Genomic DNA, 26,090 nt, shown 5'->3' with positions numbered 1-26,090 from the left:
CCGCTATGACCCCACCACCGGCGAGAGCCAGCGCACGACGTCTTCGGGGCGCATGAAGCGTGTCACCAGCGCGTGCGGCAAGGTCGCCGAGAAATAGATCAGCAGGATCGTGAACCCGATCAGGCTCTTGATCGTGAGCGACAGCGCGAACGCATTGACCTGTGGCGCGAAACGCGAGAGCAGACCCAGCACGAGCTCCGACAGGAACAGCGCCGCGACGACCGGCGCGGACAACGCAATCGCGTGGCCCACCAGCGCATCCAGAAGCCCGTGCACGCGCGCCGCGGACAATGTGCATCCGCCGAACGGCTCGCATACCCGATAGCTGCTCGCGAGCACTTCGAGCAACAGCCGCATGCCCCCGAGGTGTAGGTAGATCACGGCGCCGAACCACTGAAAGAACCCCGCCAGCTCCGACGTGTCGATACCGTTCGCCGGGTCGATCACGCTGCTGAGCGTGGCGCCGCGCTGATTGTCGATATACGCGCCCAGCGCGTGGAACACCCAGAACGGAAAGGCGACGGCCACGGCGATCAGCAGGCCGACGCACGCCTCGCGCAGCAGCACCCCCCACACCGGCGCGTCGAGCGCGAGCGGTGCACCGTAGGGGTAGGGCCAGACTCCCACGGCGATCCACATCGAAACCACGGTGCGCACCACACCGGCCAGCACGTTCCCGTTGAGGATCGGCAGCAGAAACACCGTCGGCGCCACACGCGCGTAGGCAATCGCCGTGGCCAGAATTCCGTCGTGGTGCTCGAAGACGAGCGTCAGATCCATCTCAGGACTTGCCCGTCATGGCGAGTTGCATCATCGACGCACCGAAGGCCACCAGCGTCTCGCCATACCAGTCGGCGAGCAGGAACAGACTCATCGATACGGCGAGTAGCTTCAGGCCGAACGGCAACGTCTGCTCCTGCACCTGTGTCACGGTCTGAAGCAGACCCACGGTCACACCGACGAGCGTCGCCACGGCGACCGGTCCGGCCGACAGGATCAGCACGAGATAGAGGGCGCGATTGCCCGCGAAGATGAGGTTATCCATGCCGTAGTGTCCTCACGGCAGATACTGGCGAACCAGCCCCTGCGACAGCAGCGACCAGCCGTCCATCGCCACGAAAAGAATCAGCTTGATGGGCACCGAGATCGTCACGGGGCTCATCATCATCATGCCCAGCGAGAGCAGCACGCTCGAGACCACCAGATCGACCACCACGAATGGCAGATAAAGGTAGAAGCCGATGGTGAAAGCGCTCTTGATCTCGGTGAGCGCATAGGCGGGCAACAAGGCGAAGATCGACGGCGTCGACGCATCGACCGGTACCCCCGTACCGTCGCGGCTCATTTCCTGACGTGCAAAGAACTGCGTGAGTTGCGGGTCGGCGTACTTGAGCAAGTAATCGCGATAGGGGCTGAGGCCGTCGTCGAGAAAGCGACGCACCGAGTTCGGATCGGAGAAGTTGACGGGGTTCGCCTGATACGCATCGAGCACGGCCGTGGCGACCGGCAGCATCACGAAAATGGAGATGAGCAGCGCCGCGCCGTTCAGCGTCATGTTGCTCGGCACCTGTTGCAGACCGAGCGCGTTGCGCACCATCACGAAGACGATGGAGAACTTGACGAAGCAGGTCCCCGAGGCAATCAGAAACGGCAATAGTGTGAAAAAGCTCAGTACGCCGATGGCCGGCACGTCACTCCACATGGCGGGGGTCCATCGCGGCGCGCGCGCCATCGGCGGCACTCGTATCGTCCAGGCGGCGCAGGTCGTTAGACGCCATCAGCCACTCGGAGATCTCGACGCCGAGCCGCCCGTCGAGCTGCACGAGTTCACCACGCGCGAGCAACGTATCGTTCACCCTCACCTCCACGCGCTGCTCCGCGCCGGCTGGCAAAGCGAACGTACGGGTGCGGCCAAGTTGCTGGAGTTCGGCGAGCGTCATGCGTTGCCGTTGCAGCACAAACACCAGTTCGACCGGCAGTTGCTCGAAGGGCAGCGCGAGCGCAGGTTGCACTTGCTGGTCATGACCGCCGTAGGCCGCGTCGTCATAGGTCGGCCCGTCGCCCGGCGCCATGTCATCGATATCGTCATGCAAATAGGTTTCCAGCATCGCGCTTCCCTCTTCCTGTTGATAACCGCCGATGATCCGGCCCGCGCAACTCAGCCGACGCTGTGCATCGCGCACGATCAGCACGTCGCCGCGCCGGACCTGACGCAGCGTCGAAAGGCGCGCGCGGCTGCGGCCGACTTCCACGTCCAGTGGGAACCGCACGTCGCTCAGATCCAGCGGCAGCGCCGCATGAATGTCTGGCACGCGTGCGAGCCAGACGGGGCACTCGGCCGCGCGCACCCGCAGCAGCCGGGCGTCGGGCAACGCGGTGCCGTCGACCGGCGCCCCCACGTCGAGAATGTCGTAGCGAAGCTCCGGCATGGGCAGATTCAGTGGCGTTGCCGTGACGGCGAACAGGCGGGCCGCGAGTTGCTCCGAATCGGCACAGCACGCGAGCGAAGCCAGTTCGTGAGCCACGCCTTCGAGCCACATCCCCGGCTCGACCCATCCCTGCCAGGTGCGCGCCGTGTCCTGCACCCGCATCCAGGAACCCATGCGTGGCAGATGCTCGATAGACGCCTGCCAACCCCGGGCGCGCCACGCCTCGGCGGCAGCGTCGAGACGCGCCTGATCTTCGTCGATGCGCCGCAGCTTCAGCATCCGGACTCCTCGTCTCGCCTGTCATCCGAATGCGGCAAGGCTTCGACGATGTGCAAGCCCACCTCCCCGCGACTGCCGGTTTCGCCTGATGCGCCGGGTGATCCACCATCGCCGCTTGCAGGCAACGCCAGGGCAAGACGACGTTGCACGATCGCGTCGGACGCCCCCAGGACGAACCCGCTTCGGCCGTCCACCTGCACCACCTGCACGTTGACGAAATGTCCTTTGCCCCAACTACCGAACGCATAGCGCATGCCGTCACCGCGCACCGGTACCCGCTCGGCGGCGGTCGCTGTCTGCGCATGGGCGCCCGGTCTGGGCATCCTGGGCGGCGGGGCTTGCTGTGAGGTCCCGGTGCTCGCCTGCAACGGACGATGCGAGCCCGACGCCTGACCCGGCGCGCCTGACGTCTCCCCATCGTCAGGTCCGTGCCGCGCCGGTCGTCGGCCGCTGCCACCCGACGTCGCAACGGTCTCTCCGGGTCCTGAGACCCCATCTGCCGACGGCAATCCAGACTCACGTGGACGATCCGCAAGGGGTTGTGGCAGAGCCCTCGCCCCATGAGGCCGGACGGCCGCCGGCGCGATGCCGTCTCGCGCGCTCGGGGCGTCCTTCCGACTCGGGGCATCGGCGATGTCCCGGGTGTCCGCAGCAGCGGTGGCCGCCGCATGACCGGCGCCGTCCTGCACGCCCTGGGACGCAGGATGCTCACGCGCATCGGCAAACGTCTTCACCGGACGCTGCAACGCGATCTGTGTCGCAACGACGGCCTGCCTGACGGCACCGTCGAAGTTGTCGCGACGATGGCGCCCTGCGCGTTGCGCATCGTCGGCACCGGGCGCTCTCGCGTTCTTGCGCGCGTCATCCTCCGTCAACACTCCCCCGTGCGCGGCCACCGGACGCATCGGTTCCGGTGGAACCGGCGGGATCGGCATCAGCCAGACGGGCATGCCGCCGGGAAACGCGTCGCGCTCGCGCCGATCCGACCGGCGTTGACGAAGCTCGCTATCGATCCGGTCCTGGAGCGATTTTTCGTCCGACGGGCGCGAATCGTCCTCCGTCGGGCTCACCGGTCTGGCGTACATCCACGCTCCGATCATGGGCTCCATGACTGACGCTCCTCCAGTTCTGTGTACTCGGCATGCACCTGACGCTTGTGAGCGTCCCGGCGCAACGTTTTACTCAGGCGCGCGTACTTGGTTTCCTTTCGCCACCAGCGTCGCCACTCGGCTTCGGTAAGTTCTCGATCGGTCTCAAGCTGCTCGCGCGACTCTGCGAGCGTCGACATCCTCACTTCGATGTCGCGCACCTGCTGGCGCAGCATGGCCGTCGTGCGCATGCCGCCCCGTATACCCGTCATATCGGATTCGAGTTGCGAGGGCTTCGAAGAAGCGATCAACGTGAGGATGGCGTTGCGCTGCCCTTCGAGTTCGCCGTGCTTTTGGGCGAGTTCCGCGTCCCGCATCGAGATGTCCTGCAACTCGCGCTCCTGCAACTGCTTCATCTCCAGTGCACCCCGACCGAAGCGTCGCGCGTCAGCCCACGATTTCATGCAGCCTCCCCAGCGTCTCGTCGGCGGACGACCACTCGCCTTTGCCCTGTTGCAGGAACGCTTCGATACGCGGCCTGGCATCCATCGCCTCGTCGTCCTGCGCGTTCACACCGGGGCGGTACTCCCCCAGATCGACGAGCGTCTGCAACGCTTCCAGACGTGCCAGCCACGCACGTAACCGACCGGCCGCACGGATGTGATCCGCTGTCGCGACGCGTGTCGCCACCCGGCTCACGCTACGCAGCACGTCGATGGCCGGGTAGTGACTGCGGTGCGCCAGTTGCGCACTCAGATGGATGTGTCCGTCGAGGATCGAGCGGATCTCCTCGACCATCGGATCGGGCATCTCTTCGTCTTCCATGAGCACGGTGTAGAACGCGGTGATGCTGCCGCGCTTCGACGCGCCCGCGCGCTCCAGCAGTTGCGGCAGGCTGGTGTACACCGACGCCGGCACGCCCGCGCGCATCGGCAGCTCGCCGGTCGCCAGCGCAAGATCGCGGCAGGCGCGCACGTAACGCGTGAGCGAGTCGACGAACAACGCCACGCGATGTCCCTGATCGCGGAAGTGCTCGGACACGGTCGTGGCCAGCAAGGCCGCGTTGCGACGCGTGACCGCCGGGGCGTCCGACGTCGCAAAGATCACGACGCAGCGATTTGCCCCGGGCGACGCGCGCAACTCGTCGACGATCTCGACCACTTCGCGCCCGCGCTCGCCAATCAGCGCAATGACGGTCGTGTCCACCTCGACCCCTGCCATCAACGCACTGAGGAACGATGTCTTGCCGCAACCTGCCGGGGCGAAGATGCCCACGCGCTGCCCGATACCGCACGGCATGAGCGCATCGATGGCGCGCAGACCGGTATGCAGCCCCTCGGCCACCCCCACACGATGTTCGTAAGGCAATGCCGGGGCGAGCAGCGTGCGCTCGACTGCCGTCGAACTCGTCTGACCCGTCAGACTCGCCGGACCCGGCGTGGTGACGTCGCCGTCATCGATACGGTCGACGATGCCGCCGCTGGCATCGAGCACCGCACCGCGCCATGCATCGTTCGGACGGCAGGTCGCCTGCCGTCCCGTGGGCAACAACGCCGAGTCGCACGACAAGCCCTGCGTCGCGGCGAACAGACTGAGAATCGCCCGGTCGTCGTGCACCGCGATGACCTGCGCCTGCCCCACGACTTCGGGTTCGCGCCACGTACGGCGAATCTCGCAGATCTCACCGATCGCCACACCGGGAATGCACGCCTCGGCCGTATGCCCGGCAATGCGCGAGATCAGCGACAGTTGTCTGACGAGCGGCGGATGGTCCATTGATGGTTTCCCCTCAGGCATGCGTCACCCGCCTCAGATCGTGCTGATGACGTTGACGGATACGCCGTCGACCAACTCGCCGAACGACAGCACTTCCAGATCGCGAAAGCGCGTCTCCGCCAGCTTCTTCACGAACCGTCGAACATCCACGGACGCCAGCAGCACGATGTCCTTGTGAGCGCGCCCGGAGCTGTCCAGCGCCAGCGCCACGCGGTCGAGCAGCGTCTCTGCATCCTTCGGGTCCATGTTCACGAAGGCGCCACCCGCTGTCTGACGAATCGAGCGCCGCACGCTCTCCTCTACTTCCGCCGAGAGCATGACGACGCGTAACTCGCCATTGCGCAGGAACTTGTTGCAGATGTAGCGACCGAGGGCCCCACGCACGTGCTCGACGAGATTGAGTACGTCCTTCTCGCGCGGCGCCCACATGGCGAGGACCTCCATCACGAGTTTCATGTTGCGCACGGAGATGCGCTCCGTCACCAGACGCTGAAGGATTTCCGAGACGCGCTGCAAGGCCACATGTCGCAGCACCTCCTTGACAAGATCCGGATAGTGCTGCTCGACAAGATCGAGCATCTTCTTCGTTTCCTGAATGCCGAAGAACTCGTTGACGTGGCGCGTGAGCAGCACCGCCAGACTTTGATACAGCTCGTCGGCCGGCAGGTGCGTGACATGCCGCATCGCCTTCAGGGTCTCGCCCTGCTCGGGCGTCACCCATGCACACCGGCCACGCTCCGGCCCCGAGAAGACCGGCTGGAAATCGAGCGAGGCGATCTCGCTGGTGTAGGCGTCGATGCGCACCCGGTCGTAGAAAATGACAAACTCGTCGGCGCGCACTTCGTTGATGTAGACCGCCGCGCGCGAGTCGTCCAGCGTGGGAGAGCCCTGCAACAGCAGTTCCGGCAGATGCACGCCGAAGTCGGTGAAGAACTGACTTCGCACGCGTTGCGCGAACGTCGCAGCTTCAAACGCCGCGACCTGCGCCGACGGCAGCACGATGGCCAGCGGCGCGGTCGACGGCGCGACGTTATCGAGGTTGTCGATCGATGCCAGCGAGTTGTCGGCCTTCGCTCCCGTCTTCCGGGCTTTGCCCGAGGCGTCGGTGGCGCCCGCCTTGCCGGACACGCCCGCCGCACTGCCGGCGCCGGCTTTCGCATGGGGCGTCGGCTTGGCGAAATAGCATGCGAACGCCAGCAGGCAGGACAACAGCGAGAACGTCAGGAACGGAAACCCCGGCAGCGTACCGATCACCAGCGTGAGCAACGCCGTGGCACCGAGCACGAAGCGGTTGCCCATCAACTGGCTGATGATCGTGCGGCCCATGTTGTCGGCTTCGCCATTCACGCGCGTGACGACGAAGCCTGCGGCGACCGAGATCAGCAGTGCCGGAATCTGCGCGACGAGTCCGTCGCCGATCGTGAGCGAGGTGTATGTCGTGAGCGCGCCGCTCAGTTCCATCCCCCGCTGGGTCATGCCGACGATGATGCCGCCGATCAGGTTGACGAAGATGATGACGATGCCTGCGATGGCATCGCCCTTCACGAACTTCATCGCGCCGTCGAACGAGCCGTACAACTGGCTCTCGCGCTCCAGCACACTGCGCCGCTCGCGTGCGCCGTCGTTATCGAGCGTGCCGGCCTTCACGTCGGCGTCGATGCTCATCTGCTTGCCCGGCATGCCGTCGAGCGAGAAGCGCGCCGCCACTTCCGCCACGCGCTCCGAGCCCTTCGCAATCACGATGAACTGCACGATGGTCACGATGGCGAACACCACGAAGCCCACGGCCAGACTGTCGCCAATCACGAACTGTCCGAACGAATCGATGATCTTGCCCGCGTCCGCATCGATCAGGATCAGACGCGTGGTGCTGATCGACAGCGCAAGCCGGAACAGCGTGGTGATGAGCAACATCGAGGGAAACGACGAGAAGTTCAGAATCCTCTCGATGTGGAACGCTCCGAGAAAGAGCAGCACGGAGATCGTGATGTTGGTGCCGATGAGAAAGTCGACCAGATACGTCGGCAGCGGGATCACCAGCATGGCGATCACGCACGACATCAAAATCAGAATGACGATCTCGGGACGACCCCGCAGGTCGTTGAGCAACGCTGCGGGCATTACACACTCCGGCGATGCCGCGACGTCGGATCGACGGCACGAGCGCTGCTTTCACGGGCATAGGCCGCGCCACCAAGATCTCGAAGTCCGCCGAGGAGCGTGTCGCGGTTGTCCTGTGTCTGCAACGGCTCACCCGGTAGCTGCTGACAGGCGAGCAGCAGGAGATTGATGAGCCGCGCGTGATCGCCGTTCTCGCGCAGCAGCGCGTTGACACCCATGGTGTATCGCAGCGACTCGTCGAGCCCCATGGCGTCGGTCAGGACCACCAGCAGGAAATGCAGCCAGTCGCGCTCGCTCGCATTGAACGGTGCGGCCAGCGCACTCCGGCTCACGTGGAGCACGAAGCTGTGTTCGCAGGTGCGCAGGCGGCGCAGCGTCCCCAGTCGCTCCAGCGACGAAGCGAATTGCGGCGGCGTACTGCTGGGGTCTTCCGCGCGCATGTCGTCGACGATGGCGCCTTCCATGAAGATGAGCACCTGTTCGCGCCGCGCCACGCCGAAGCCGGCGATCCACGTCTGGTAAAGCTCGATGTCCGGCGCCTCGGTCGTGAGGAAGCTCCGGTAGGCGGCGCGCAGCAGGTTCGGGGCGAAGTCGAGCGCCATCTGGTGTCCGACCAGCCGGGCCTTGATCGCACAATGTACGCCTGCCTTGCGCGCGCGAATCTCTTCGGGCGGCGCGGCCTGTGCCTCGGCGATAACGACTTCCAGCGCCAGTTGCTGCTCCGCACGCAGCGTCTTGTGCTGGGTGGCCAGGGCCTGCAAGGCGACCCAACGGTCGCTGATGTCGTCGAACGCCTCACGTAACAGACGCGTCAACTCCTCGGCCGACACCCACGACGCGCCCAGAATCTCGCGAATCTTGTTCGGTGCGTCTTCTTCGAGAATGTAGTCATAGCTCTGCGCCATGCCACGGTTCTCTTCCTTGCGGTTCGCGCGCAGACGGAACTGCGCCAGCGCGGAGGACATTTCGTCGCTCGACTCCGCCGCGCGGCGGATATCGGCGACCGGCCCGCCAGAGAGCAGGCGCTGGGGGCCGTCGTCGTCGTCCGCCGTTCTCGTGGCGCGCTGCCGGCCCGAAGACGTCCTGGCAGCGGATTCCGAAAACGATGATGACGGCGACGGCCGGATGACATCAAGACTGGCCACGGTCGACTCCCGTGTGAGGAAGGGTGGAATCGTCGCGCGCCGCCGGCGCTTCGGGGGTGCCCGACGAAAGGGATGGGGCGGGTGTGTGCGCCGACGACTCGACGCGTGGCGCTGGCAGTTTCCGCACGCCATTGCCCGCAGGCGCGGCGCCCGGTACAGCATCCGTGTTCTTGCTGGCGGCGGGTGTCGGCGCATGGGCGTCGAGGCCGGTCGCGCGTCGGAGGTCTATCGAGTCGCTGTGAATCGGATAGGGCAAGGTCGCGACGGTGTCACCGGCAATATCGCTCGCGTCGCGCGTCATCGGCCCGTCGATCTCGCGCGGCTGAATCAGGAACACGCGAACGTTGTTGTTCTGCGATGTGCTGTTGTAGCGAAACACGCGGCCCAGCCACGGAATGTCGCCGAGCAGCGGCACCTTCTTCTCGACCGTGTCGCCGCTGTCGCGCGTGAATCCGCCAATGAGCAGGCTCTTGCCCTGCGGCACGCGCGCCACCGTGCTGATGCGGGTGCGCGACACCGTGGGCAGCACCGTGTACTTGCTCTTGTCCTCGCCCTGGTTGCCGGGCGCGCTCGTGCCGTCTTCGATGTTGAGCGTCATTTCGATTTCGTCGCGACCGGCAAAGCGGGGCCACACGCTGATCATCGTGCCGTAGGTGACGCTGCGCAGATCCGTGGTGCGCTCGCCTTCGAGTGGCACATAGAACGTCTGGCTGCCGTCGAACAGGGCGGGAATGTTCTCTTGCGTGAGGATGACCGGACGCGATACCACCGTCGCGTCTCCGCTCGACGCCATCGCCTGAATCGACGCAAGGAAGCGCACGCCGTCCAGCGTGCTGACCGGTGTGGTCGCGTTGAGCAGCACGCCGAGGTGCGAACCGAGGTTCACGCCGCCCGACCAATCGACACCCAGCGAGTCGAGCGCCTCCTTGCGTACGTCGATGATCCAGAGCGACAGCTCGATATGGCGGCGCGGTGAGTCGAGCCGCGACACGAGCCGCTCCACGCGCTCGACCTGCTCGGCGGTGCCGCGCACGAGCAGACTGTTGCCCGCCGGGTACGGCTGCACGATGACGCGGCCATGCGTCGGCGCGTTCTCGGCGTTCAGTGCCGCTGGCGGTAAGGCCGGGTTGAGCGCAGCAGGCGAACCCAGCCCCGGTACGGGCGGCGGCAGTGGCGAGGGCGAAGCGCCGCTACGCGCCTCTTGTGGCGACAACGGCAGTTGCGTGGACGGGGGGACGATGCCGCCCGCCGCACTGCGCGGTGGCTGCACCAGTTGCGTGATCACCGACGCCATGCCCGGGATCACGATCTTCTCGTCGCGCATCTGATACGTGCGGTCCGACACGAACGCGTTATCCATGCGCACCACGCCGATCTGATCGGGACCGGCGGCCGGAATATCGCTGACCATCGCGCGATCGATCGAGCGCGTCGCGGCGAGCACCAGATCGACGAATACCGGCGGGCCGGAGACATAGAACACTTTGTTGCCCGGTTTGCCCCGAATCGGATACCGACGGTCGTAGAGCCCCGCGTCGCGCAGATACGATTCGAGATCGCCCAGCGACGAGTAGGTCATCGAGATGGTGGCGTTGCGGATCTCGGAGGCGTCGTACACGAAGATCGACTGTCCGTCGTGATACCAGATGAGTCCAAGCTTCGTCGCCATCGTCTCGAGCAGCGAGCGGGCGTTCGACAGGTCGAAGTCTCCCGAGACCTGTTTTTTCGCCGCCAGATTGCTGACGATCACGGGGCGGCCGAGAGAGGGCGACAGCGCCGCAAAGAACTCGCGCAGATTATCGTTGCGCGCCACATAGCCGCCCCGCGCGGCCGGGCCCTGCGGCGGCAATTTCGACGGCGATTGCGCGACCGGCAGCGGCGCCTGTGGAGGTGGCACTTGTGGCGGCACTTGTGGAGATGCCTGCGGAGGCGGTGCCTGCGGTGGCGCGACGGTGCCGACGCCCGCTTGCGTCTGCGTCGGTGGCGTACCATCGAGCGAACCGGCCGAGGACAGCGCCATGGCCCACGACGCGTCGGCGGCGTTCGACAGGGTGGCGACCATCAGTGCGCAGGCGATGTCAAACGCTTTCTTCATCGAGCCAACGTTCGCAGGGCGCCAGCGGCACTGGTCGGCGACATACCGATCAGTTCCTTGATTTCCGTTGAGAAATGCGACGACGACGCGTACCCGTTACGCAGCGCGATCTCCGTGAAGCTGTCGTTGCCCTGCGCGACCTCCAGCATCGAGCGCGCCATGCGCCAGTCGCGCAATGCGATCTTGGCCGACTCGCCGAGCGCACCTCGGCATAGCCGCCGGAAGTGGGAATACGACACGCCGTACTTCGTGCACATATGGCGCAGGGTGCCGCCCGTGGGCGCGCGCGTGAGCAGAAAACGGATCAGGTCGTAGGACTCGCAGCGGCGCAGCATGTCGAGCATCGTGCGAAAGCCTTCGCCCGGCGCCGCGATCTGGCTGAGGAACCACAGCTCGCACTGACGACGATCCCCCCACGGCGCGCGCACCGGCACCCGATGCAACGCGGGCACGGCATTACGCCGGTGGTTGTCCGGCGTGTCCGTGCCCGTGGCGTGCGCTTCGTCCATGAACGCCAGCAGCTTGACGAGCACATCGCAATGCATGCGGTGGTAGTGCAGCGTGCCGCCTCTGACCAGCAACGCGCCTTTGCCGAGCATCAGAAGCCCGCAGTAGTCTGGCGGCAATTCGAGCCGTGTCGCCCCTGCGCCACTACCGTTACCGGCAGGTTGCAGTTCGAGCAACAGGCTTCGCGTGGACGGCGGCGAGCAGACGAACCACACGCCGTCGCACGCCAGTGCGAGCGGCTGGTTCGCACCCAGCGCCTGCGCGTCTTCCATGATTTCCAAACTTCTCATTGCCCACCTCACTTCCCGTCGGCACCCGACGGTTCTTCTGTTTCGCCCGACCTGACGCGCATCCGGCGTGCATTCGGCATGCGTCGCGTCGGCTGTCGTATCAGCTGTCGCTGTTCCCGCCGTCGACCGTTTCCTCGATGCGATCCAGCCATCCGTCGAACCACTCCAGCACCATCAGCCTGTTGAAGAGCTTCTGCCACTCGGTGGACGGGTCCAGCGCGTCGTCATCCCCGCTTCCGATGTCGCCGTCATCCCCCTCGGTTCCCGGGGAATGCATTGGTGCGGGACGTTGCGCGAGCGGCTCGATACCATGGGTCTGGCTGTCGGAAGACCGCATTTCCTGCACGCGTTGCGCCAGGGTCAGCGGCCGGATCTCATCGTCGGCAGGGGCCGGCGACAGGGTCTTCAGTGCATCAATAGCGGTCGTCATCGTCGTCCTCCATCGCGCTGGCTGCCGTGTTGTCCGTTGCGGCGTTCAGCGCATTCAGGTCATTCACACGCCCGTTCAGCGATGCAAGCGCCGACGCGAGCAAGCGGTGCAGATCCGTAGGCGGCACGTGCGGATCGACGCCCAGCGCCGCCTCCGCCCGCGCGGCGTAGCGCTGCGGGTCGTACTCGATGGCAATGCCTGCGCGCTGCACCGAGATACCTTCGCCCTTCACACGAAATTCGAGCGTCAAGGGCGCACGGCAGACGGCTTCGATACGCGCGCGGATATCCTCTCGCCGCGCTTTGAGCCGCACCGGCAGCACCACGGTGAGCGGCGTGTCCGACGGCACGGCCGCCTTGTCGACGAACGTGCGTATCGCGTCATCGAGCGCCGCGAGCCATGCCTCCGGATGCTGCGTCGCCGCGCCGAGCAGCTCGCGCATCTGAGCGATCATCCCGGCGCGCCACTGCTCGCACTGCGCTTCGGTGCGCATCAGGTGCGCCACCACGTCTTCCAGCGCGGCCGCGATCCCGTCCCGATACCCTTCGCACATCGCCTGCCGACGTTGCGCCTCGATCTCTCGCTGCGATTCGGTCACCCGTCGCCGGGCCCAGTGACGGATGTCGTCGTCGACACGCGTACGCGTCACACCGCGAACCAGTTGATCCTTCGGCACGATCACGCCATCAATGACGGGTGTCCGGGGGGGAATGGGGATGCTTCTTGGCATATTGCAAAGCGGTCACGAACAGTCGGACGTCGAGCGCATCGGGCACGTCTGCGGCGTACGAATCGATAGGAGGAAACAGCAGCGGCAAGCGTTGACGAAGCGGTTCGCGTAGCGTCGCTCCAAGGGCCATGAGACGCACGAAACCTTCGGCCGTCAGTTCCTCGTGCGACGGCGGCGCAGCGTTCACGGAGGGCATGGCGTCGAGCACGGGCAACTTGGCATACGCATACGCCCACTCGGGAAGCCGCAGCAGCGCCGCACGCCGGCACAGGCTCGCCTTGCGTGCCTGACAGCCCATCAGATAGGCCACCTGGGGCAGCAGTCGCCAGTTCAGCACCCACGGCCGCTCCACGATGCCGATCTGGTCGAACGGCCAATGACTGTCGAGCCGAAAGCCTGCGATGAGCATCTCGTTGATGACAGCGCGCTGGCGCGGCGACGCAAACTGCGCCGGATACACGAAGCGTGCCGCATGGATGTACGACACCGGGTCGAACATCATCGTGCGCCAGCACACGGCGATGGCGCTCTGCGATTCATGCAGGCCGGGCGTAGGCTTGAGCGACATGGTCAGCCCTCCTTCGTCTCGGGCGCGTTGGTCCGGCGCGGCCACCCGGCGCGCGACGTCCGCATGCGAGCCCCCAGCGCGGCAACCGCCAGGAGGAATAGCGCCGCGCCGCCTATCGCCAGATAGGGCCAGACCGGACGCTCGTCGGCATGCGGCATCGCAAGCGGCATGGGCGCGCGCGCACCGAGCGTTGCCGGTTGCTGCGACAGCACGACGGAGATGTTCTCGTAGCGCAGATCGTCCACGCTGTTCTTGAGAAATCGCCGGATGTCGTTGATCAGTTCCGTGCCGTTCGCACCGCTCTGGTATACGACCACGGCCGAGATGTGCGGGCTGGTCTTCGTCGGCTCGCCGTTCTGACCGTCCACGTCATAACTCACGTGCACGCGCGCGGCGAGCACGCCCTGCATCAGCCGAACGGACTGCTCCAGACGCTGCTCGATGGCGGAGTAGAGTCGCGCGCGTTCCGCGCGGGGCGATGCCACGAGCGAGTCAGGCGGGAACATCTGCGCGATCTCCATGCGCGGGCGCGGTGGCAGATCGTAGGTCTTGAGCCAGTCGACCGCCTGCGGAAAATCTGCCGCGTCGACGGTAATCGTGTATCCCGCCTTCCCTGAGTCGATCTTCTGCGTCTCGATATCGTGGCGCAGCAGCACCGCGGCCACTTCGTTGGCCTGCTGCTGGTCGAGCGCGCTCAGCAGCGTCTCGGACTTGCGACAGCCCGTCAGAAGCACCACGACGACGAGAGGGAAGACGCTCCGGAGTTTCACCGCAGTAACGCCTCCACGGCGCCGACCGTCTTGCGTGCTGCCGTCGCCACCATCGACACACCGACGCCGTAGTCCGCGAGCCGCATCTGCAACTCGATCGCGCTCTCCGGGTTGGTGGGATCGAAGTTCGTTGCCGCACTGACGATGTCGCCACGTTTGGTCTCAAACTCTGCCGAGGTGTTCGCCAGCGCGTTCATGAAGCGCGACTCCAGCGATTCGCCCGCGCCGGGGTCGGCCGCGAGCACGGGGGGCGTCGTCTTTTGCAACGCCAGGATGGACGACAACGATGGATCGAATAGCATGGCAACCTCGTGAAATGGCGGGCGATAACGGCAACGACAGCGGCAACGACAGCGTCGTCAGAATTTGGAAACGACCCCTTGCACGGCGTCCTTGAGCGACTTGATGGTGCCCGACTGGCCCGCACGCAACGACGTGTACGCGGCCATGGCCGCCTGAAACGATGCCATTGACGCCGAATCCGTCGGATCGTCCTTGACCTTTTGCAGGGCGTCTTCCATGCGCTGCTTCAGAGCGTCCACGGGCCCGTTAAAGCCGGCGGAGATTTCCTCGAGGTAGGTCTGATCGCTGCTTCTGATGCTCGGAATGATGTCGGCCATATCGCTAAGTCTCCGGAGTTATTGCCTGTTGATGAATCGCCACTGATGTGGCCCTTCCTTCACATACGACGCCGAGCCGTAGGCATACGATTGCTGCGCGGTCCAGTCGTCTTTCAAATCGATGTTGAAGTGCACGAGACGCTTGCCCCAGCGCTTCTCGAAGGTCTGCATGAAGCCGTAGAGCCGGCGCAACTGCACGTCGTCGAGTTCGGAGCTGATGTGAAACGTCACGCCTTCGGGCGTATCGGTGCGCAAGAACGGCACCATCTGGCGCTTAAGCGCGTCTTCGGCTTCGCCGCTCGCCTCGTTTTCGTCGTGCAGCGTGATGCTCACGCGCCGGGCATAGGGAATCTTCTCGAGCAGCGCCGCCCGGAAACGGGTCATCTCCGTCTCGGAAATGCCGCTCTGCCTGCGGTTGATCCACAACTCCGGCGTCGCGGGATCTTCGAGCGAGAGCTTGAAATACAGCACGTCGGTGCGCGACGCATCGATCCACTGCGTGATACGCGCGTTCTCTTCGTCCAGCGCCATGAGCACCAGCCGCTCGCGCTTGACGACATCGGCACCCAGCGCGCGCGACAGCGCATTGCGCTCTTCGCGATCTTCGGTCAGCACGTAGATGCGGCCGTCGTTGCCGGGCAAGACGGTGGCACGTCCGCCCAGCGATTCGAGGTACTCCGAGACGCCCTGTGCCTGCCGCTGCGGCTCCGACTGCCGGTAGTAGTAGACGCTGCCGATCAGAAGCAAGAGCGCGGCGCACGACACGAGCGCGAGCGTCCAGCGACGGCGTTGTCGCGCGGCGGGATGGATGGTGTCGTCCAGACGCGCATCGGCGCACAAGCTGCGCTGCACGTCATCGGACCAGACTTCGTCGATGCGCTTCACCCCGACGCGCACATCGCCCATACGCGCGATCTGCGTGGCGTCGATGGCGACTTCGGCACCCGCCCCTTCGTTGAGCACACGAATGAACAGGCCTTCACGCCCGGCATCGTCGACCAGCACTTCGAAGTTGTCGCCGCCATCGCCATCCATGGGAACGTAGATGGCATTGGGCGGCATTTCCGTTTGCCAACCGCGATCGAAGGCGGGGTCGCTCGGACCGACGATGAAGAGCGTGATGCCAGGCGAGAGGGAGAACTCGCAGCCACGCATCGGCCCCGTCAGCAGACGCAACACGGCGCCGCTCGCGTGGCTGTCGGTCTCTGCGGGGCGGGTGTCTGCTTCCATCATCTCTTCGCGAGCGTGCAATGCCGGCGCTTCCATCGGCCATGGCAATGTTCGTCGTTCGCGCTCCTCAACAATGAATTCGTTGAGGTTGAGAATACCGACCGGCTATCGGCGATTCATGATGGGATTCTTCGCAATAGAAATGTGGGTGATCATGATTTGCAGCCGCCGTTAGGCTACTTCGCCGGTGCCTGGCTGCTATCGGGTGCGGTGCGCTGGGCGCGCTCGCGGTTCATGGCGTCGAGCTTGCCCTGTGCTGCGACATCGCCCTGGGCGGCCGCTTTCCCGTACCACAGGCGGGCGCGCTCGAGATCGGGCGTGACGACGCCGTAGCCGCGCTCGTAGTAGCTCGCCACGATGTACTGCGACGGCAGATCGCCGCCGCGCGCGGCTTTCTCGTACCAGTTGAAGGCCGTCTTGTAGTCCTTCGGAACGCCGCGTCCGATGAAGTACTCGTTGGCGATGGCCGCCTGCGCCTGTACATGGCCCTGCTTCGCTGCCTTCTCGTACCAGAGGTTCGCCTGCGGGATCGATTTGCCGACGACGTAACCGTCGTCGAACATCTTGGCGTAGACGTACTGCGCTTGCGTCATGCCCGCGCTGGCGGCCCGTTCCAGCCAGTGCACCGCGCCGTCCGGATCGGCATTCACGCCTTCGCCGTTGAGCAGCATCATGGCGTAATCGAATTGCGCAAGCCGGTTGCCCTGTTCGGCCGCCCGGCGGAACTCGTCAAGCGCCTGCGTCTGCTGCCCGGCTTCATAGTGATGGACAGCCTGATCGGTCAGCGCCTGCGCCGGCGCCTGCGCGGCGGCCACGGCGTAAGGAATCGGTGCGCACGCCACCCCGGTGAGCACGAGGGAAGTACCGGCGAGCCACCGGCGCAGGACGGAAGACGGTAGGACGGCGTGTCGCATGGAACATCTCCGGGAACGGGCTTGCGCCTATTGTGCGCCAAACAAAAAGGCCTTGCCGGGACCAGGCATGGCCATGCCCGGAACGCCACGCCCATCGCCCAAAATGCAAAAACCCCGGCGTGGGCCGGGGTTTCGGTGCACAGCAAGTGCCGGGCTTACGGCTTGATGTAGGCGTAGCCCTTCTGTTGCAGACGCGTGAGTTCCACCACGCCCGACGGCGTGAAGTCGGCGTCGAGCACGAACTGGTCCTTCTTCAGGTTGCGCTGCTTGAGCGTGATCTCGCACACCTCGAACTTGACGCCACGCGCGTGCAGCGCCGAGATGAGCGGCCCGACCGTCGCCGCGTCCTTGTAACTCTCCATCAGGAAGTCGACACCCTGCGAATGCGCCACGACCACGATCTTGGTGTCCGGCACGGTATCGAGCTGGTTGCGGATGTTGCGCAGACCGGCCAGCGCCTGATGCTCCGCGTCGTTGATGTGATACACGACCTTGTCTTCCGCAAATGCCGACGTCGCCGGCACGGCAAAAACGGTGAACAGGAACGCGGTCAGCAGGCCGCGCAGCAGCGTCTTCATAGGTATGTCCCCCTTCGTGTTATCGGGTGTCTCGTCTCGGATCGACGGATGGAGCGGTGATGTCATGCCAGCCGCATCATAGCGCGTCGCCCGGCCGAGCGTGCTGCGTTGCCGTCGACTGCCCCGAAGGCGCCGCCAGCCCGGGTCAACCTCCCACGGTCTGCGGCGCCCCCATGCGGGGCAAACGCATCGCGTCAGACATCCGAGCGTGGATGCCCTTCGCGCAGATACCAGTCGAGCGATGGTCGCGAATAGCGCGGCGGTGGCAACGGCAGCATCCAGCCGCTCGTCTGAACGGCACCGGACGCCACATACGGCGGGGGCGCACACGACGGCAATTTCTCCGGCTCGCAGCCTGGAGGCGCGTATGGCGGGGGCGGATCGCCACAAGGGCGATTGGGACGACCAGGGCGTCCGGCGCGCGAGCGCGTGTCGGCGACCGCTTCGGGCGCCGTCGGTGCGACGGCGGGCACGCCGCCCGAGCCGCCCACACCTCCCGGCGCTCGCAGAGCCCGCACACTCACGATATCTGCGCGCAACGCGTCATGCCGTCGCTGCACACGACGTGGCGCCTGCGTCTCGGCACCGCGCACGTCCGGCCGATTGGCGACGCCCTCCAGCGAGCACAGGTTCTCCTGCGAATCGATGCGACGCACGGCGAACAACCGGATGCTCGTGCGCTCCTCCCGTGCCATCACGGCGGACATTGAAACTCTTGTCATGACTTCTCCGAAAAAGAAAAACCCGCCAGACATGTGATCTGGCGGGTTGGCACTTTCGGTCATGCATTCACCGGCGGCCGTCGCTTTCGCGGACGAAGTATCGGATCCGTCTCAGGTCGGGCGTCGTCCCAAGCCGGACTGGGCCATCGACGATGGCGCCGGCGAGATCAGGCAAGAGGCCCCGGCAAACTCAGGCCGTCACTTCCGACCAGCAGTTCGGTGTCTCGTACAGACGCAGGCGCACGAGGCGCAGGTCACGACCATAGTGAGCGTCGAACACGTGACTCAGCTTGTCGAATGCGGCGGCGGCCAGATTCTCGACGGTCGGCACACGATCGAACACGACGGTCTTGTGATCCGGCATCGTCTCGAGGAAGGTGCGCACAGCGGTATCGCCTTCATAGACGAGGAACGCGTGGTCCCACACGGACACGAGGTGCTCGTTGGCGAGCGCCTTCACGTCGGCGAAGTCCATCACCATGCCGTTGTCGGACGCACCGCTCTCGCGGCTCACTTCGCCCGCCAGCGTGATTTCGAGCACATAGCGATGCCCGTGCAGGTTGCGGCACTGGCTTCGGTGATCGGGAATGCGGTGGCCCGCATCGAATTCGAGTTTCCGGGTAATCGTAATCACAGCAACGGCTCAGGGAATATTCAGGTATTTGTGCGTCTGCATCGACAGCGACCAGCGCGGATGCGATTTGCAGTAGTCGATCGCCAGCTTCGTGTTGGTGTCGCGCAGCGGGCCGTCCATCGGCTGAAGATAGAAATGCGTGAAGTCGAGGGCTTCGTAATCGGCCAGACGCTGACGATCCTGCGGCACCACGACTTTCAGTTCGTCGCCACGTGTGACGACCATTTCGGCATCCGCCTTCGGGCTCACGCAAACCCAGTCGATGCCTTCGGGCACGACCTGCGTGCCATTGGTTTCCACCGCGATACGAAAACCTTCGGCGTGCAGCGCGTCGATCAGCGGTGCATCGAGTTGAAGCAGCGGCTCACCGCCCGTGCACACCACGAATCGATGCGCACGATCGTCTTGCGGCCACAACGCCACGATCTGTGCGACCAGTTCGGCCGGCGTGCGGTACTTGCCGCCGTTCTCGCCATCGGTGCCGACGAAATCGGTGTCGCAGAACTGGCAGACGGCCTCGGCACGGTCTTCTTCGCGTCCCGTCCACAGGTTGCAACCCGCAAACCGGCAGAACACCGCCGGGCGTCCGGCATTCGCGCCCTCGCCCTGCAATGTGTAGAAGATTTCCTTTACCGCGTACGTCATGATGCGCTCGATTCGACTGTCTCGATGGGGGGTAACTATTCGTTTATTCGACTATTGTGCGTGACTGCGCGCGCGCCATTGCTCATAGCCACGCTGGCGCAACTGGCATGCCGGGCATTCGCCGCACCCGTAGCCCCAGGCATGCAGCACACTGCGCTCGCCCAGATAGCACGTGTGCGTGTCTTCCCGCACGGTCTCTACCAGTACGTCGCCGCCCAGATCCTGCGCCATCTGCCACGTGTCGGCCTTGTCGATCCACATGAGCGGTGTCTCGACCACGAAGCGCTGGTCCATGCCCAGATTGAGCGCGACCTGGAGCGCCTTCATGGTGTCGTCGCGGCAGTCGGGATAGCCCGAGAAGTCCGTCTCGCACATGCCGCCGACCAGCACGCGCAGGCCGCGTCGATACGCTATGGTCGCACCAATCGTCAGGAACAGCAGATTCCGGCCCGGCACGAAGGTGTTGGGCAAGTTGTTGGCCGCCATCGCAATCGTGGTCTCGCGCGTGAGCGACGTCTCGCTGATCTGGCCGAGAATCGACAGATCGATCATGTGATCGTCGCCCATACGCGGCGCCCACTGCGGAAAACGCTCACGCAGCTTGGCCAGCACGTCGGTGCGGCACTCCAGCTCCACGCTGTGGCGCTGTCCGTAATCGAAGCCCAGGGTCTCGACGCGCGCATAGCGCGAGAGCGCCCACGCGAGGCAGGTTGTCGAATCCTGTCCACCGGAGAACAGAACCAGAGCGGAATCGGTGCTTGTCGTCATGATCATGCGCTAGCAGTAGCGCCCTCGCCGCCGGGTTGTCGGGACGCCGGAATTTCGTGACGTCGGGACAGTAGGCGATTAGGGCCGGGGCACGCGCTTGCGGCTGCCATCGGATACCAAGCGATACGGCCCTGCCGGACCCTCCGGGGCAACCCGCGTGCGGGATATGTCACGCGATTTTGAACCGCGTTGCCCCGCGTCGCTATCGCCGGGCCGTTATACCCATCATCGGGCAGCGTTTTGATTCAAACGCAAAAAGGGCTTGCGATATGCGCAAGCCCTTCGAATTTGGTGGCCTGGGTCGGAATCGAACCAACGACACGCGGATTTTCAATCCGCTGCTCTACCAACTGAGCTACCGGGCCAAGAGAAAAGCGATTATAGAGACTGAATCCGCTTTGTGCAAGCCCTTATCTTCATTTCACTGAAAAATCTGCGCGAAAGCGGCATGACGGCGCGCCGTAGCGCGTCGTGTCGCCGTATTCATCAGGTCTTGCTCTTGGAGAGTTCGACGCCCAGTTGCTTGAGCTTGCGATACAAATGCGTGCGTTCCAGTCCGGTTTTCTCGGCTACGCGCGTCATGCTGCCGTGTTCCTTGGCCAGATGGTAGGCAAAGTAGGCGCGCTCGAAGGCGTCGCGGGCTTCGCGCAGCGGCACGTCGAAGGAGATGTCGGCCGACATGCCCACCCCGGCAACGCCGCTCACGCCATCGACATCGTTCGCGCCGAGCGGCACGTGATGCGACGCCGTGCCGTTCAGTCCCGTGCTCGCGTGACGCGTCTCGCTCTCGCCGAACACGCCGGTGTCGAGCGCATCGTCGTCGGCGTCGAAGGCGCCGGCCGTGCCGCCGGAAGCTTCACGCTTGCCGCGCGCCAGTCCCTGCTCCACCGCCTGCAACAGCTTTTGCAGCGCGATGGGCTTCTCCAGGAAATTGAGCGCACCGATCTTGGTCGCCTCGACGGCGGTGTCGATCGTCGCGTGTCCCGACATCATGATCACGGGCATGGTCAGCAACTGCTGTGCCGCCCATTCCTTGAGCAAGGTCACGCCGTCGGTATCGGGCATCCAGATATCGAGCAGCACGAGGTCGGGCGTGTGTGCGGCGCGGAACACGCGCGCTTCATGCGCGTTCTCCGCCACCTCCACGACATGCCCCTCGTCGCTCAGAATCTCCGAGAGCAGCTCCCGGATCCCCATTTCGTCATCCACCACCAAAATGGTTGCCATTTACGCTACCTTCGTGTGTTCTGCCGGCTTGTTGCGCGGCAGTTCCTGGTCGTCAGCCAATTGAGTAAACAAGATCGAAATCTGTGCACCTGCACTGCCTTCGCCCTCGGGCAACGGTCGGTTACGGATATCGATGCGCGCCTGATGCTCATCGATGATCTTCTTGACCATCGCCAGCCCGAGGCCGGTGCCCTTCGCCTTGGTCGTCACGTAGGGTTCGAAGGCGCGGGTCAGAATGCGCGCCGGGAAACCCGGCCCGTTGTCCGTGATCGTCAGACGCACTGCCGTGCGCTTCGGTTCACCTGGGTGCACATCCGTTCCTGCGTATTCTACTGTCTTCGTTTCCACCGTGATAAGAGGGTTTTCGGTTCCGCCGACGGCATCTTGAGCATTCTGCAGCAGATTATGGATAACCTGCCGCAATTGCGTCGAGTCTCCGCGAATCTCCGGCAGCCCCGCATCGAGGTACGGCCGAATCGTGCCGCGCCCTTCGTCCACGCCGTATAACGTCAGTACCTCGCCGATCAGCTCGTTGATCTGCAACGGATGCATGATCGCCGGCGGCAGCCGCGCGTAGTCGCGGAAATCGTCGACCATGCGCTTCATCGCCGCCACCTGATTGACGATGGTCGTGGCGCCCTTGCGCAGCACCTCGGCGTCGGCCGGCGGCAGCTTGTCCGACAGTTTCATCTGCAAGCGCTCGGCCGACAACTGGATCGGCGTGAGCGGATTCTTGATCTCGTGCGCCAGACGCCGCGCCACTTCGGCCCACGCCACCGAGCGCTGTGCCGAGATCACGTCGCTGATGTCGTCGAACACCACCACATACCCGCCGCCCGCGCGCGTGGGCACCCCGGCCACGGCCACCATCGGCTCCGGCAGATGCGAGCCGCGCACCAGCAGCGTCACCCCATCGGTCTCGCCCGGCAACGTCAGGCCGATTTGCTGCTGCCAGTGCCCGCCCGGACCGAGGTCGGCGTTGGCATCGCGATCGGCGAACGCGCGCCGCAACGTTTCACCGAACTCTACCAGTGCCGGGATATGTGCCGGCGAGCGGTTCAGTTCGCCCTGAAAACTTTGCTTGAAGATGCGCTCGGCGCCGGCGTTGGCCGTCGTCAGACGAAAGTCGCGATCGAACACGAACACGCCCGCCGTCAGGCTCGACAGAATACTTTCCAGGTGGGCCTTCGAGCTTTCGAGCGCAAGCCGGTTGCGCTCGACCGTGGCGCGCGCATCGGACAACTGACGCGTCATCGCGTTGAACGCCTGCGTGAGGAAGCCGAGTTCGTCGTTGGTGCGCACTTCGCCCTTGGGCGACAAGTCGCCCGCCGCCACTTCCTGCGTGCCGCGCGCGAGCAGGAACAGCGGACGCGCCAACTGACTGCCCAGCGCCAGCGCGAGCATCATCGCGACGAACGTGGCCAGGAACAGCGACAACGTGAGCGTGCCGATGTACATCTTGCGCAGACCGGTGCGGCCGAGCGCCTTCTCCTGATATTCACGGTAGGCGTTCTGCACCGCCTCGGCGTTCTGCGCGAGATTGGTGGGCACCAGTTGCGTGACCTGCAGGAACCGCTCGTCGTCCTGCAACGAGGAGGTGTAGCTCGACGGCACCCGTATCACCACGCGCCAGCGAAGCTGATCGTGCCCTTCGTGTCTGTCGTACCCTTCGCTGCCGCCCTCGATCGCCGTGTAACCGCGCGACTGTGTGCGCGCCTGACGCAGCATGAGCGGTGTCGGCAGGTCCGGCACCAGCGCATTGAAGTTACCCGAGGCGGACGCCAGCACGCGCCCGTTACCGTCGACGATGGTCGCGTCCTGCAAACCGAACTGGTCGCGCATGCGAAGCAGCGTGAGCGTGCCGCCCTTGTCGCCGCTCGACGCCAGATTGTCCGCGACCAGTTGCGCCTTCGCGCCAAGATCCGACAGCCCGTTGTTCAGAATCGCGCGGCCGAGTTCGAGGCCGGAATCGAGCGCGGTCTCCACGCGCACGTCGAACCACGATTCGATACTGCGCGAGACGAACTGCAACGACACCAGATAAATGATGCCGCCGGGCAGCACGCCGACCAGCGCGAAGAAGATCGCCAGCTTGGCGAGCAGTCGCGTGCCGAAGCGCCGCTGACGCAAGCGCACCAGAATGATCCAGACGAGCGCGCCGACGATGAAGACGAAGATGATCGCGACCGCAATGTTCGCCGTGTAGAGCAGCGAGTAGTAGCGGTCGAAGAATTCGGTATTGGCCGACGCGAGCGCCAGCAGGCCGAACAGACCGATGGCGACCAGCGCCATCGTGACGATCAGCGTGCGAATGACGATGTGCTTGAGCAGGCCGCCGCCGTTATTTGACACGGGTCGCTCCGGGCGGCACCGCCGCGTTGAAGGCAAGCGGCAACTTGCCCGTCGGCCCGGAGGCGGCATTCGGCGTCTCGGACATCGGCGTCGCCGTCAGTCCCGACAACCCGCCGCCGGTCGACGTGCCGGGCGGCGCGAGCGACAGACGCGAGGAGGGCAACACGGGCATCGACACCGTGCCAGCCAACGGCGGCGTCGGTGACGAGAGGCTCGCCGCCGACGACGGTTGTGCCGGAGAGAACAGGAAGCGGGCCCAGTCCGAACTGAGGTTCCAGTCGCGGTTGTTCACGGCGTCGATCTGGAACGGCTTGGGCATGAGGGCATTGTCCAGACGCATGCGCACGGACGCCTGATACTGCGTGCCCGGCTTGACCACGCCCTTGTCGATCACACGCCAGCCGCTGACGTTGCGCACCAGCGCGAGGGCTTCGCGCAACGAGCCGAAGCCGAGTTGCAGACCGCCGCTGTTGCTGTTGCCGTTATTGCTGGAGACACGGTACTGACGCGTGAGCGGCTGAAACCACAACCGTACGCTTTGCGACGTATTCACGACCTTCTCGTCGAACCAGTACCAGCGCGAGCGCGTGAGTTCGAAGTCTGTCGTGAAGTACAGAGAGACGCCACGATTGACGGCGTCTTCGAGACTGCTGTTGAGCTCGAAGGCAAAGCGTGCGTCGAGCGTCCAGCCACCGTCGGACGGTTCTAGCCGGGCCTCGCGCACCTGGATATCGTTTTCGGCGCGCGCGGGTGCCGCATAGCCGAGCGCGAAGACGCTCAGCAGCAGCGGCAGCAGGCAGGCCAGTAGCCGTTGGGAGAATGTCACCGTTTCTGGAAACGAGCGTAGTAGAAGCCGTCGTGGGCACCGCCGGGCGTCATCAGCAGTTGCCCGGGAGCGTCCAATCGTACCGCATCTGCGCGAACCCGTTCAAACCATTGCGCTTGTTGTTCGTTTTCCGATGGAAAGACGGAGCACGTCGCGTAGATCAGTTCGCCGCCTACGGCCAGCGTCTCCCAGAGGGCCAGCAGAATGCGACGTTGCTCCTCGACCAGCGCGGCGATGTCGGCCTCGCGACGCAACCAGCGAATGTCAGGATGGCGACGCACGATACCGGCGGCCGAGCACGGCACGTCCGCCAGAATCCGGTCGAACGGCACGCCGTCCCAACCGCCGCCCGACCACTTCGACGGGGTGCCCGCGTCGCCGATACGCACGTCGGCTTCCAGCCCCAGACGTTCGAGGTTCTCGTAGATGCGCGGCACGCGCGTGCGATCGGATTCGAGCGCCGTGACGTGAACGTCCGCCATTTCCAGCAGGTGACCAGTCTTGCCGCCCGGCGCCGCGCAGGCGTCCAGCACACGCATGCCGGCGCGCGGCTGCTCGCCGAGCACGAGGGGCGCCGCCAGTTGCGCGCCCGCATCCTGCACCGACACCCAGCCGTCGGCGAAACCCGGCAGGCGATCCACCGGCACGGCCTGCGCCAGACGCAGCGCGACCGGACCGATCACCTCCGCGTCCATGCCCGCGGCGGCCAGATTCGCGCGCATCGTCTCAACGCTGACGCGACGCGTATTCACACGCAGCGTCATCGGACCCCGGCTGTCGCCCGCGCTCAGCAACGTCTCCCATTGATCCGGGTAGGCTGCGCGCACGGTATCGATCCACCACGCCGGGTAGTTCCAGCGGGCTTCGGGTTGCGAGGCGATGGCTGCCATCAGTTCGCGACGTTCGCGCAGAAAGCGCCGCAGTACCGCATTGGCGAGCCCCTTGGCCGCCACGGTCCGACGTTGTGCGGCAATGGCCTCGACGGCCTGATCGACGACGGTGAATTCGGTGTATGCCGCGCCGTCCGGCTCGTCTTGCAGCAATGCGAGGGCGCACAGCAGGATGTCGCGCACACGGGCCTGAAGCGTCGGTTTGACGAGCGACGCGAGCAGCGCCCGGCTGCTACCCAGACGCCGTACGGCACGGTAAGCGAGATCCTGCGCAGCGGCGCGCACGGTCGGTGCGCACTGGACGGTCGCCTGTGCAAGCGCCTGCGGCAAAGCGGTGCCCTTCTGGACGGATTCGACGGCCTGAGCGGCGCGTTGCAGCGCGTAGGCCAGGGATTCGGTGGGCAGACTCGGTTGCGGCATGGGCATTCTGAAAACGAACATGCCCGCGCGACGGCG

27 protein-coding genes, 1 tRNA gene and 1 pseudogene are annotated in these 26,090 nt (G+C 65.1%); all 29 read right to left on the bottom strand.

What is annotated here, in order from left to right:
- Nucleotides 1-3: 3 nt before the first annotated feature.
- Entirely contained in the window at nt 4-780 is a 777-nt protein-coding gene (sctT, locus tag C5N93_RS20310; RefSeq protein ID WP_242560673.1) for a type III secretion system export apparatus subunit SctT, read from the bottom strand.
- A 1-nt stretch (nt 781) separates the two neighbouring features.
- Nucleotides 782-1,045 carry an EscS/YscS/HrcS family type III secretion system export apparatus protein gene (locus C5N93_RS20305; RefSeq protein WP_150720767.1) on the bottom strand — a complete coding sequence of 88 codons (264 nt, stop codon included), beginning with the start codon at nt 1,043-1,045 and terminating at the stop codon, nt 782-784.
- A 12-nt stretch (nt 1,046-1,057) separates the two neighbouring features.
- Nucleotides 1,058-1,702, bottom strand: a complete 645-nt coding sequence (locus tag C5N93_RS20300) for an EscR/YscR/HrcR family type III secretion system export apparatus protein (RefSeq protein ID WP_242560672.1) — start codon at nt 1,700-1,702, stop codon at nt 1,058-1,060.
- Nucleotides 1,692-2,708 carry a YscQ/HrcQ family type III secretion apparatus protein gene (locus C5N93_RS20295; RefSeq protein ID WP_242560671.1) on the bottom strand — a complete coding sequence of 339 codons (1,017 nt, stop codon included), beginning with the start codon at nt 2,706-2,708 and terminating at the stop codon, nt 1,692-1,694. Before C5N93_RS20295 ends, C5N93_RS20300 begins: the two co-directional genes overlap by 11 nt.
- Entirely contained in the window at nt 2,702-3,817 is a 1,116-nt protein-coding gene (locus C5N93_RS20290) for a hypothetical protein (RefSeq protein WP_242560670.1), read from the bottom strand. Before C5N93_RS20290 ends, C5N93_RS20295 begins: the two co-directional genes overlap by 7 nt.
- Nucleotides 3,805-4,260: a hypothetical protein gene (locus C5N93_RS20285; RefSeq protein ID WP_242560669.1), complete on the bottom strand. Its 456-nt coding sequence runs from the start codon at nt 4,258-4,260 to the stop codon at nt 3,805-3,807. Before C5N93_RS20285 ends, C5N93_RS20290 begins: the two co-directional genes overlap by 13 nt.
- Nucleotides 4,244-5,572 carry an EscN/YscN/HrcN family type III secretion system ATPase gene (locus C5N93_RS20280; RefSeq protein ID WP_242560668.1) on the bottom strand — a complete coding sequence of 443 codons (1,329 nt, stop codon included), beginning with the start codon at nt 5,570-5,572 and terminating at the stop codon, nt 4,244-4,246. Before C5N93_RS20280 ends, C5N93_RS20285 begins: the two co-directional genes overlap by 17 nt.
- A 33-nt stretch (nt 5,573-5,605) precedes the next feature.
- Nucleotides 5,606-7,693, bottom strand: a complete 2,088-nt coding sequence (locus C5N93_RS20275; protein WP_242560667.1) for an EscV/YscV/HrcV family type III secretion system export apparatus protein — start codon at nt 7,691-7,693, stop codon at nt 5,606-5,608.
- On the bottom strand, nt 7,693-8,838 hold the full coding sequence (gene sctW, locus C5N93_RS20270) for a type III secretion system gatekeeper subunit SctW (protein ID WP_242560666.1): 1,146 nt from the start codon (nt 8,836-8,838) through the stop codon (nt 7,693-7,695). The genes C5N93_RS20275 and sctW overlap by 1 nt, the downstream gene beginning before the upstream one ends.
- A complete protein-coding gene (gene sctC / locus C5N93_RS20265; RefSeq protein WP_242560665.1) occupies nt 8,825-10,933 on the bottom strand; it encodes a type III secretion system outer membrane ring subunit SctC in 2,109 nt (702 codons plus the stop codon). Before sctC ends, sctW begins: the two co-directional genes overlap by 14 nt.
- On the bottom strand, nt 10,930-11,730 hold the full coding sequence (locus tag C5N93_RS20260; protein ID WP_242560664.1) for a helix-turn-helix domain-containing protein: 801 nt from the start codon (nt 11,728-11,730) through the stop codon (nt 10,930-10,932). Before C5N93_RS20260 ends, sctC begins: the two co-directional genes overlap by 4 nt.
- A 100-nt stretch (nt 11,731-11,830) precedes the next feature.
- A complete protein-coding gene (locus C5N93_RS20255) occupies nt 11,831-12,160 on the bottom strand; it encodes a hypothetical protein (RefSeq protein WP_242560663.1) in 330 nt (109 codons plus the stop codon).
- Complete coding sequence (locus C5N93_RS20250) at nt 12,144-12,836, bottom strand: hypothetical protein (protein WP_242560662.1); 693 nt, start codon at nt 12,834-12,836, stop codon at nt 12,144-12,146. The genes C5N93_RS20255 and C5N93_RS20250 overlap by 17 nt, the downstream gene beginning before the upstream one ends.
- 10 nt (nt 12,837-12,846) lie before the next feature.
- Nucleotides 12,847-13,458: a type III secretion apparatus protein OrgA/MxiK gene (locus tag C5N93_RS20245; protein ID WP_242560661.1), complete on the bottom strand. Its 612-nt coding sequence runs from the start codon at nt 13,456-13,458 to the stop codon at nt 12,847-12,849.
- A 2-nt stretch (nt 13,459-13,460) separates the two neighbouring features.
- Complete coding sequence (locus tag C5N93_RS20240; RefSeq protein WP_301232395.1) at nt 13,461-14,228, bottom strand: EscJ/YscJ/HrcJ family type III secretion inner membrane ring protein; 768 nt, start codon at nt 14,226-14,228, stop codon at nt 13,461-13,463.
- Nucleotides 14,225-14,530, bottom strand: a complete 306-nt coding sequence (gene sctI / locus C5N93_RS20235; RefSeq protein WP_242560660.1) for a type III secretion system inner rod subunit SctI — start codon at nt 14,528-14,530, stop codon at nt 14,225-14,227. The genes C5N93_RS20240 and sctI overlap by 4 nt, the downstream gene beginning before the upstream one ends.
- 57 nt (nt 14,531-14,587) lie before the next feature.
- Nucleotides 14,588-14,848, bottom strand: coding sequence for a type III secretion system needle filament subunit SctF (gene sctF, locus C5N93_RS20230; protein WP_242560659.1), 261 nt, complete (start codon nt 14,846-14,848; stop codon nt 14,588-14,590).
- Nucleotides 14,849-14,866: 18 nt separating this feature from the next.
- Nucleotides 14,867-16,078, bottom strand: a complete 1,212-nt coding sequence (locus tag C5N93_RS20225) for a PrgH/EprH family type III secretion apparatus protein (protein ID WP_242560658.1) — start codon at nt 16,076-16,078, stop codon at nt 14,867-14,869.
- A 176-nt stretch (nt 16,079-16,254) separates the two neighbouring features.
- Nucleotides 16,255-16,992, bottom strand: coding sequence for a tetratricopeptide repeat protein (locus C5N93_RS20220; RefSeq protein ID WP_242560657.1), 738 nt, complete (start codon nt 16,990-16,992; stop codon nt 16,255-16,257).
- A 155-nt stretch (nt 16,993-17,147) separates the two neighbouring features.
- Nucleotides 17,148-17,570, bottom strand: a complete 423-nt coding sequence (locus C5N93_RS20215; protein ID WP_069342998.1) for a DsrE family protein — start codon at nt 17,568-17,570, stop codon at nt 17,148-17,150.
- 194 nt (nt 17,571-17,764) lie between these two features.
- On the bottom strand, nt 17,765-18,292 hold the full coding sequence (locus C5N93_RS20210; protein WP_242560656.1) for a hypothetical protein: 528 nt from the start codon (nt 18,290-18,292) through the stop codon (nt 17,765-17,767).
- 190 nt (nt 18,293-18,482) lie between these two features.
- Nucleotides 18,483-18,926 (bottom strand): 6-carboxytetrahydropterin synthase QueD, encoded by a 444-nt coding sequence (gene queD / locus C5N93_RS20205; protein WP_039394613.1) that lies wholly within the window; start codon nt 18,924-18,926, stop codon nt 18,483-18,485.
- Nucleotides 18,927-18,935: 9 nt separating this feature from the next.
- Complete coding sequence (gene queE / locus C5N93_RS20200; protein WP_069340573.1) at nt 18,936-19,571, bottom strand: 7-carboxy-7-deazaguanine synthase; 636 nt, start codon at nt 19,569-19,571, stop codon at nt 18,936-18,938.
- Nucleotides 19,572-19,622: 51 nt separating this feature from the next.
- The gene (queC, locus tag C5N93_RS20195) at nt 19,623-20,345 is read right to left on the bottom strand and encodes a 7-cyano-7-deazaguanine synthase QueC (protein ID WP_150720749.1); all 723 of its coding nucleotides are present in this window, start codon (nt 20,343-20,345) and stop codon (nt 19,623-19,625) included.
- A gap of 283 nt (nt 20,346-20,628) precedes the next feature.
- Nucleotides 20,629-20,704: transfer RNA gene (locus C5N93_RS20190), tRNA-Phe, on the bottom strand.
- Between the two features lie 121 nt (nt 20,705-20,825).
- Nucleotides 20,826-21,566 (bottom strand): response regulator, encoded by a 741-nt coding sequence (locus C5N93_RS20185; RefSeq protein ID WP_242560655.1) that lies wholly within the window; start codon nt 21,564-21,566, stop codon nt 20,826-20,828.
- Nucleotides 21,567-23,858, bottom strand: coding sequence for a PAS domain-containing sensor histidine kinase (locus C5N93_RS20180; protein WP_277990398.1), 2,292 nt, complete (start codon nt 23,856-23,858; stop codon nt 21,567-21,569).
- Nucleotides 23,859-24,147: 289 nt separating this feature from the next.
- Nucleotides 24,148-24,648: pseudogene (locus tag C5N93_RS20175) on the bottom strand (DUF4390 domain-containing protein); the annotation flags it as partial.
- Nucleotides 24,649-24,740: 92 nt separating this feature from the next.
- Entirely contained in the window at nt 24,741-26,054 is a 1,314-nt protein-coding gene (gene rsmB, locus C5N93_RS20170) for a 16S rRNA (cytosine(967)-C(5))-methyltransferase RsmB (RefSeq protein ID WP_242560654.1), read from the bottom strand.
- Nucleotides 26,055-26,090: the final 36 nt, after the last annotated feature.

It is taken from the genome of Pandoraea sp. LA3 (assembly GCF_022696215.1).
Classification (GTDB): Bacteria; Pseudomonadota; Gammaproteobacteria; order Burkholderiales; family Burkholderiaceae; genus Pandoraea; species Pandoraea capi.
The sequence above is the reverse complement of the archived record's forward strand: the minus strand, read 5'-3'. Positions and strand labels throughout refer to the sequence as shown.

Excerpts from the sequence above, each read along its gene's own strand:
- C5N93_RS20295 (WP_242560671.1), bottom strand. The coding sequence starts at position 2,708 with ATGCTGAAGCTGCGGCGCATCGACGAAGATCAGGCGCGTCTCGACGCT.
- C5N93_RS20180 (WP_277990398.1), bottom strand. The coding sequence starts at position 23,858 with ATGGCGCTGGTCGCCATCGGTCTGTTCGGCCTGCTGGCGCTCGCGTCG.
- C5N93_RS20210 (WP_242560656.1), bottom strand. The coding sequence starts at position 18,292 with ATGACAAGAGTTTCAATGTCCGCCGTGATGGCACGGGAGGAGCGCACG.
- C5N93_RS20290 (WP_242560670.1), bottom strand. The coding sequence starts at position 3,817 with ATGGAGCCCATGATCGGAGCGTGGATGTACGCCAGACCGGTGAGCCCG.
- C5N93_RS20305 (WP_150720767.1), bottom strand. The coding sequence starts at position 1,045 with ATGGATAACCTCATCTTCGCGGGCAATCGCGCCCTCTATCTCGTGCTG.
- C5N93_RS20280 (WP_242560668.1), bottom strand. The coding sequence starts at position 5,572 with ATGGACCATCCGCCGCTCGTCAGACAACTGTCGCTGATCTCGCGCATT.
- C5N93_RS20215 (WP_069342998.1), bottom strand. The coding sequence starts at position 17,570 with ATGAAGACGCTGCTGCGCGGCCTGCTGACCGCGTTCCTGTTCACCGTT.
- C5N93_RS20255 (WP_242560663.1), bottom strand. The coding sequence starts at position 12,160 with ATGACGACCGCTATTGATGCACTGAAGACCCTGTCGCCGGCCCCTGCC.
- C5N93_RS20185 (WP_242560655.1), bottom strand. The coding sequence starts at position 21,566 with ATGGCAACCATTTTGGTGGTGGATGACGAAATGGGGATCCGGGAGCTG.
- queC (WP_150720749.1), bottom strand. The coding sequence starts at position 20,345 with ATGATCATGACGACAAGCACCGATTCCGCTCTGGTTCTGTTCTCCGGT.
- C5N93_RS20245 (WP_242560661.1), bottom strand. The coding sequence starts at position 13,458 with ATGTCGCTCAAGCCTACGCCCGGCCTGCATGAATCGCAGAGCGCCATC.
- sctT (WP_242560673.1), bottom strand. The coding sequence starts at position 780 with ATGGATCTGACGCTCGTCTTCGAGCACCACGACGGAATTCTGGCCACG.
- C5N93_RS20300 (WP_242560672.1), bottom strand. The coding sequence starts at position 1,702 with ATGTGGAGTGACGTGCCGGCCATCGGCGTACTGAGCTTTTTCACACTA.
- sctF (WP_242560659.1), bottom strand. The coding sequence starts at position 14,848 with ATGGCCGACATCATTCCGAGCATCAGAAGCAGCGATCAGACCTACCTC.
- rsmB (WP_242560654.1), bottom strand. The coding sequence starts at position 26,054 with ATGCCGCAACCGAGTCTGCCCACCGAATCCCTGGCCTACGCGCTGCAA.
- sctC (WP_242560665.1), bottom strand. The coding sequence starts at position 10,933 with ATGAAGAAAGCGTTTGACATCGCCTGCGCACTGATGGTCGCCACCCTG.
- C5N93_RS20285 (WP_242560669.1), bottom strand. The coding sequence starts at position 4,260 with ATGAAATCGTGGGCTGACGCGCGACGCTTCGGTCGGGGTGCACTGGAG.
- C5N93_RS20275 (WP_242560667.1), bottom strand. The coding sequence starts at position 7,693 with ATGCCCGCAGCGTTGCTCAACGACCTGCGGGGTCGTCCCGAGATCGTC.
- queE (WP_069340573.1), bottom strand. The coding sequence starts at position 19,571 with ATGACGTACGCGGTAAAGGAAATCTTCTACACATTGCAGGGCGAGGGC.
- C5N93_RS20225 (WP_242560658.1), bottom strand. The coding sequence starts at position 16,078 with ATGGAAGCAGACACCCGCCCCGCAGAGACCGACAGCCACGCGAGCGGC.
- C5N93_RS20220 (WP_242560657.1), bottom strand. The coding sequence starts at position 16,992 with ATGCGACACGCCGTCCTACCGTCTTCCGTCCTGCGCCGGTGGCTCGCC.
- sctI (WP_242560660.1), bottom strand. The coding sequence starts at position 14,530 with ATGCTATTCGATCCATCGTTGTCGTCCATCCTGGCGTTGCAAAAGACG.
- C5N93_RS20260 (WP_242560664.1), bottom strand. The coding sequence starts at position 11,730 with ATGAGAAGTTTGGAAATCATGGAAGACGCGCAGGCGCTGGGTGCGAAC.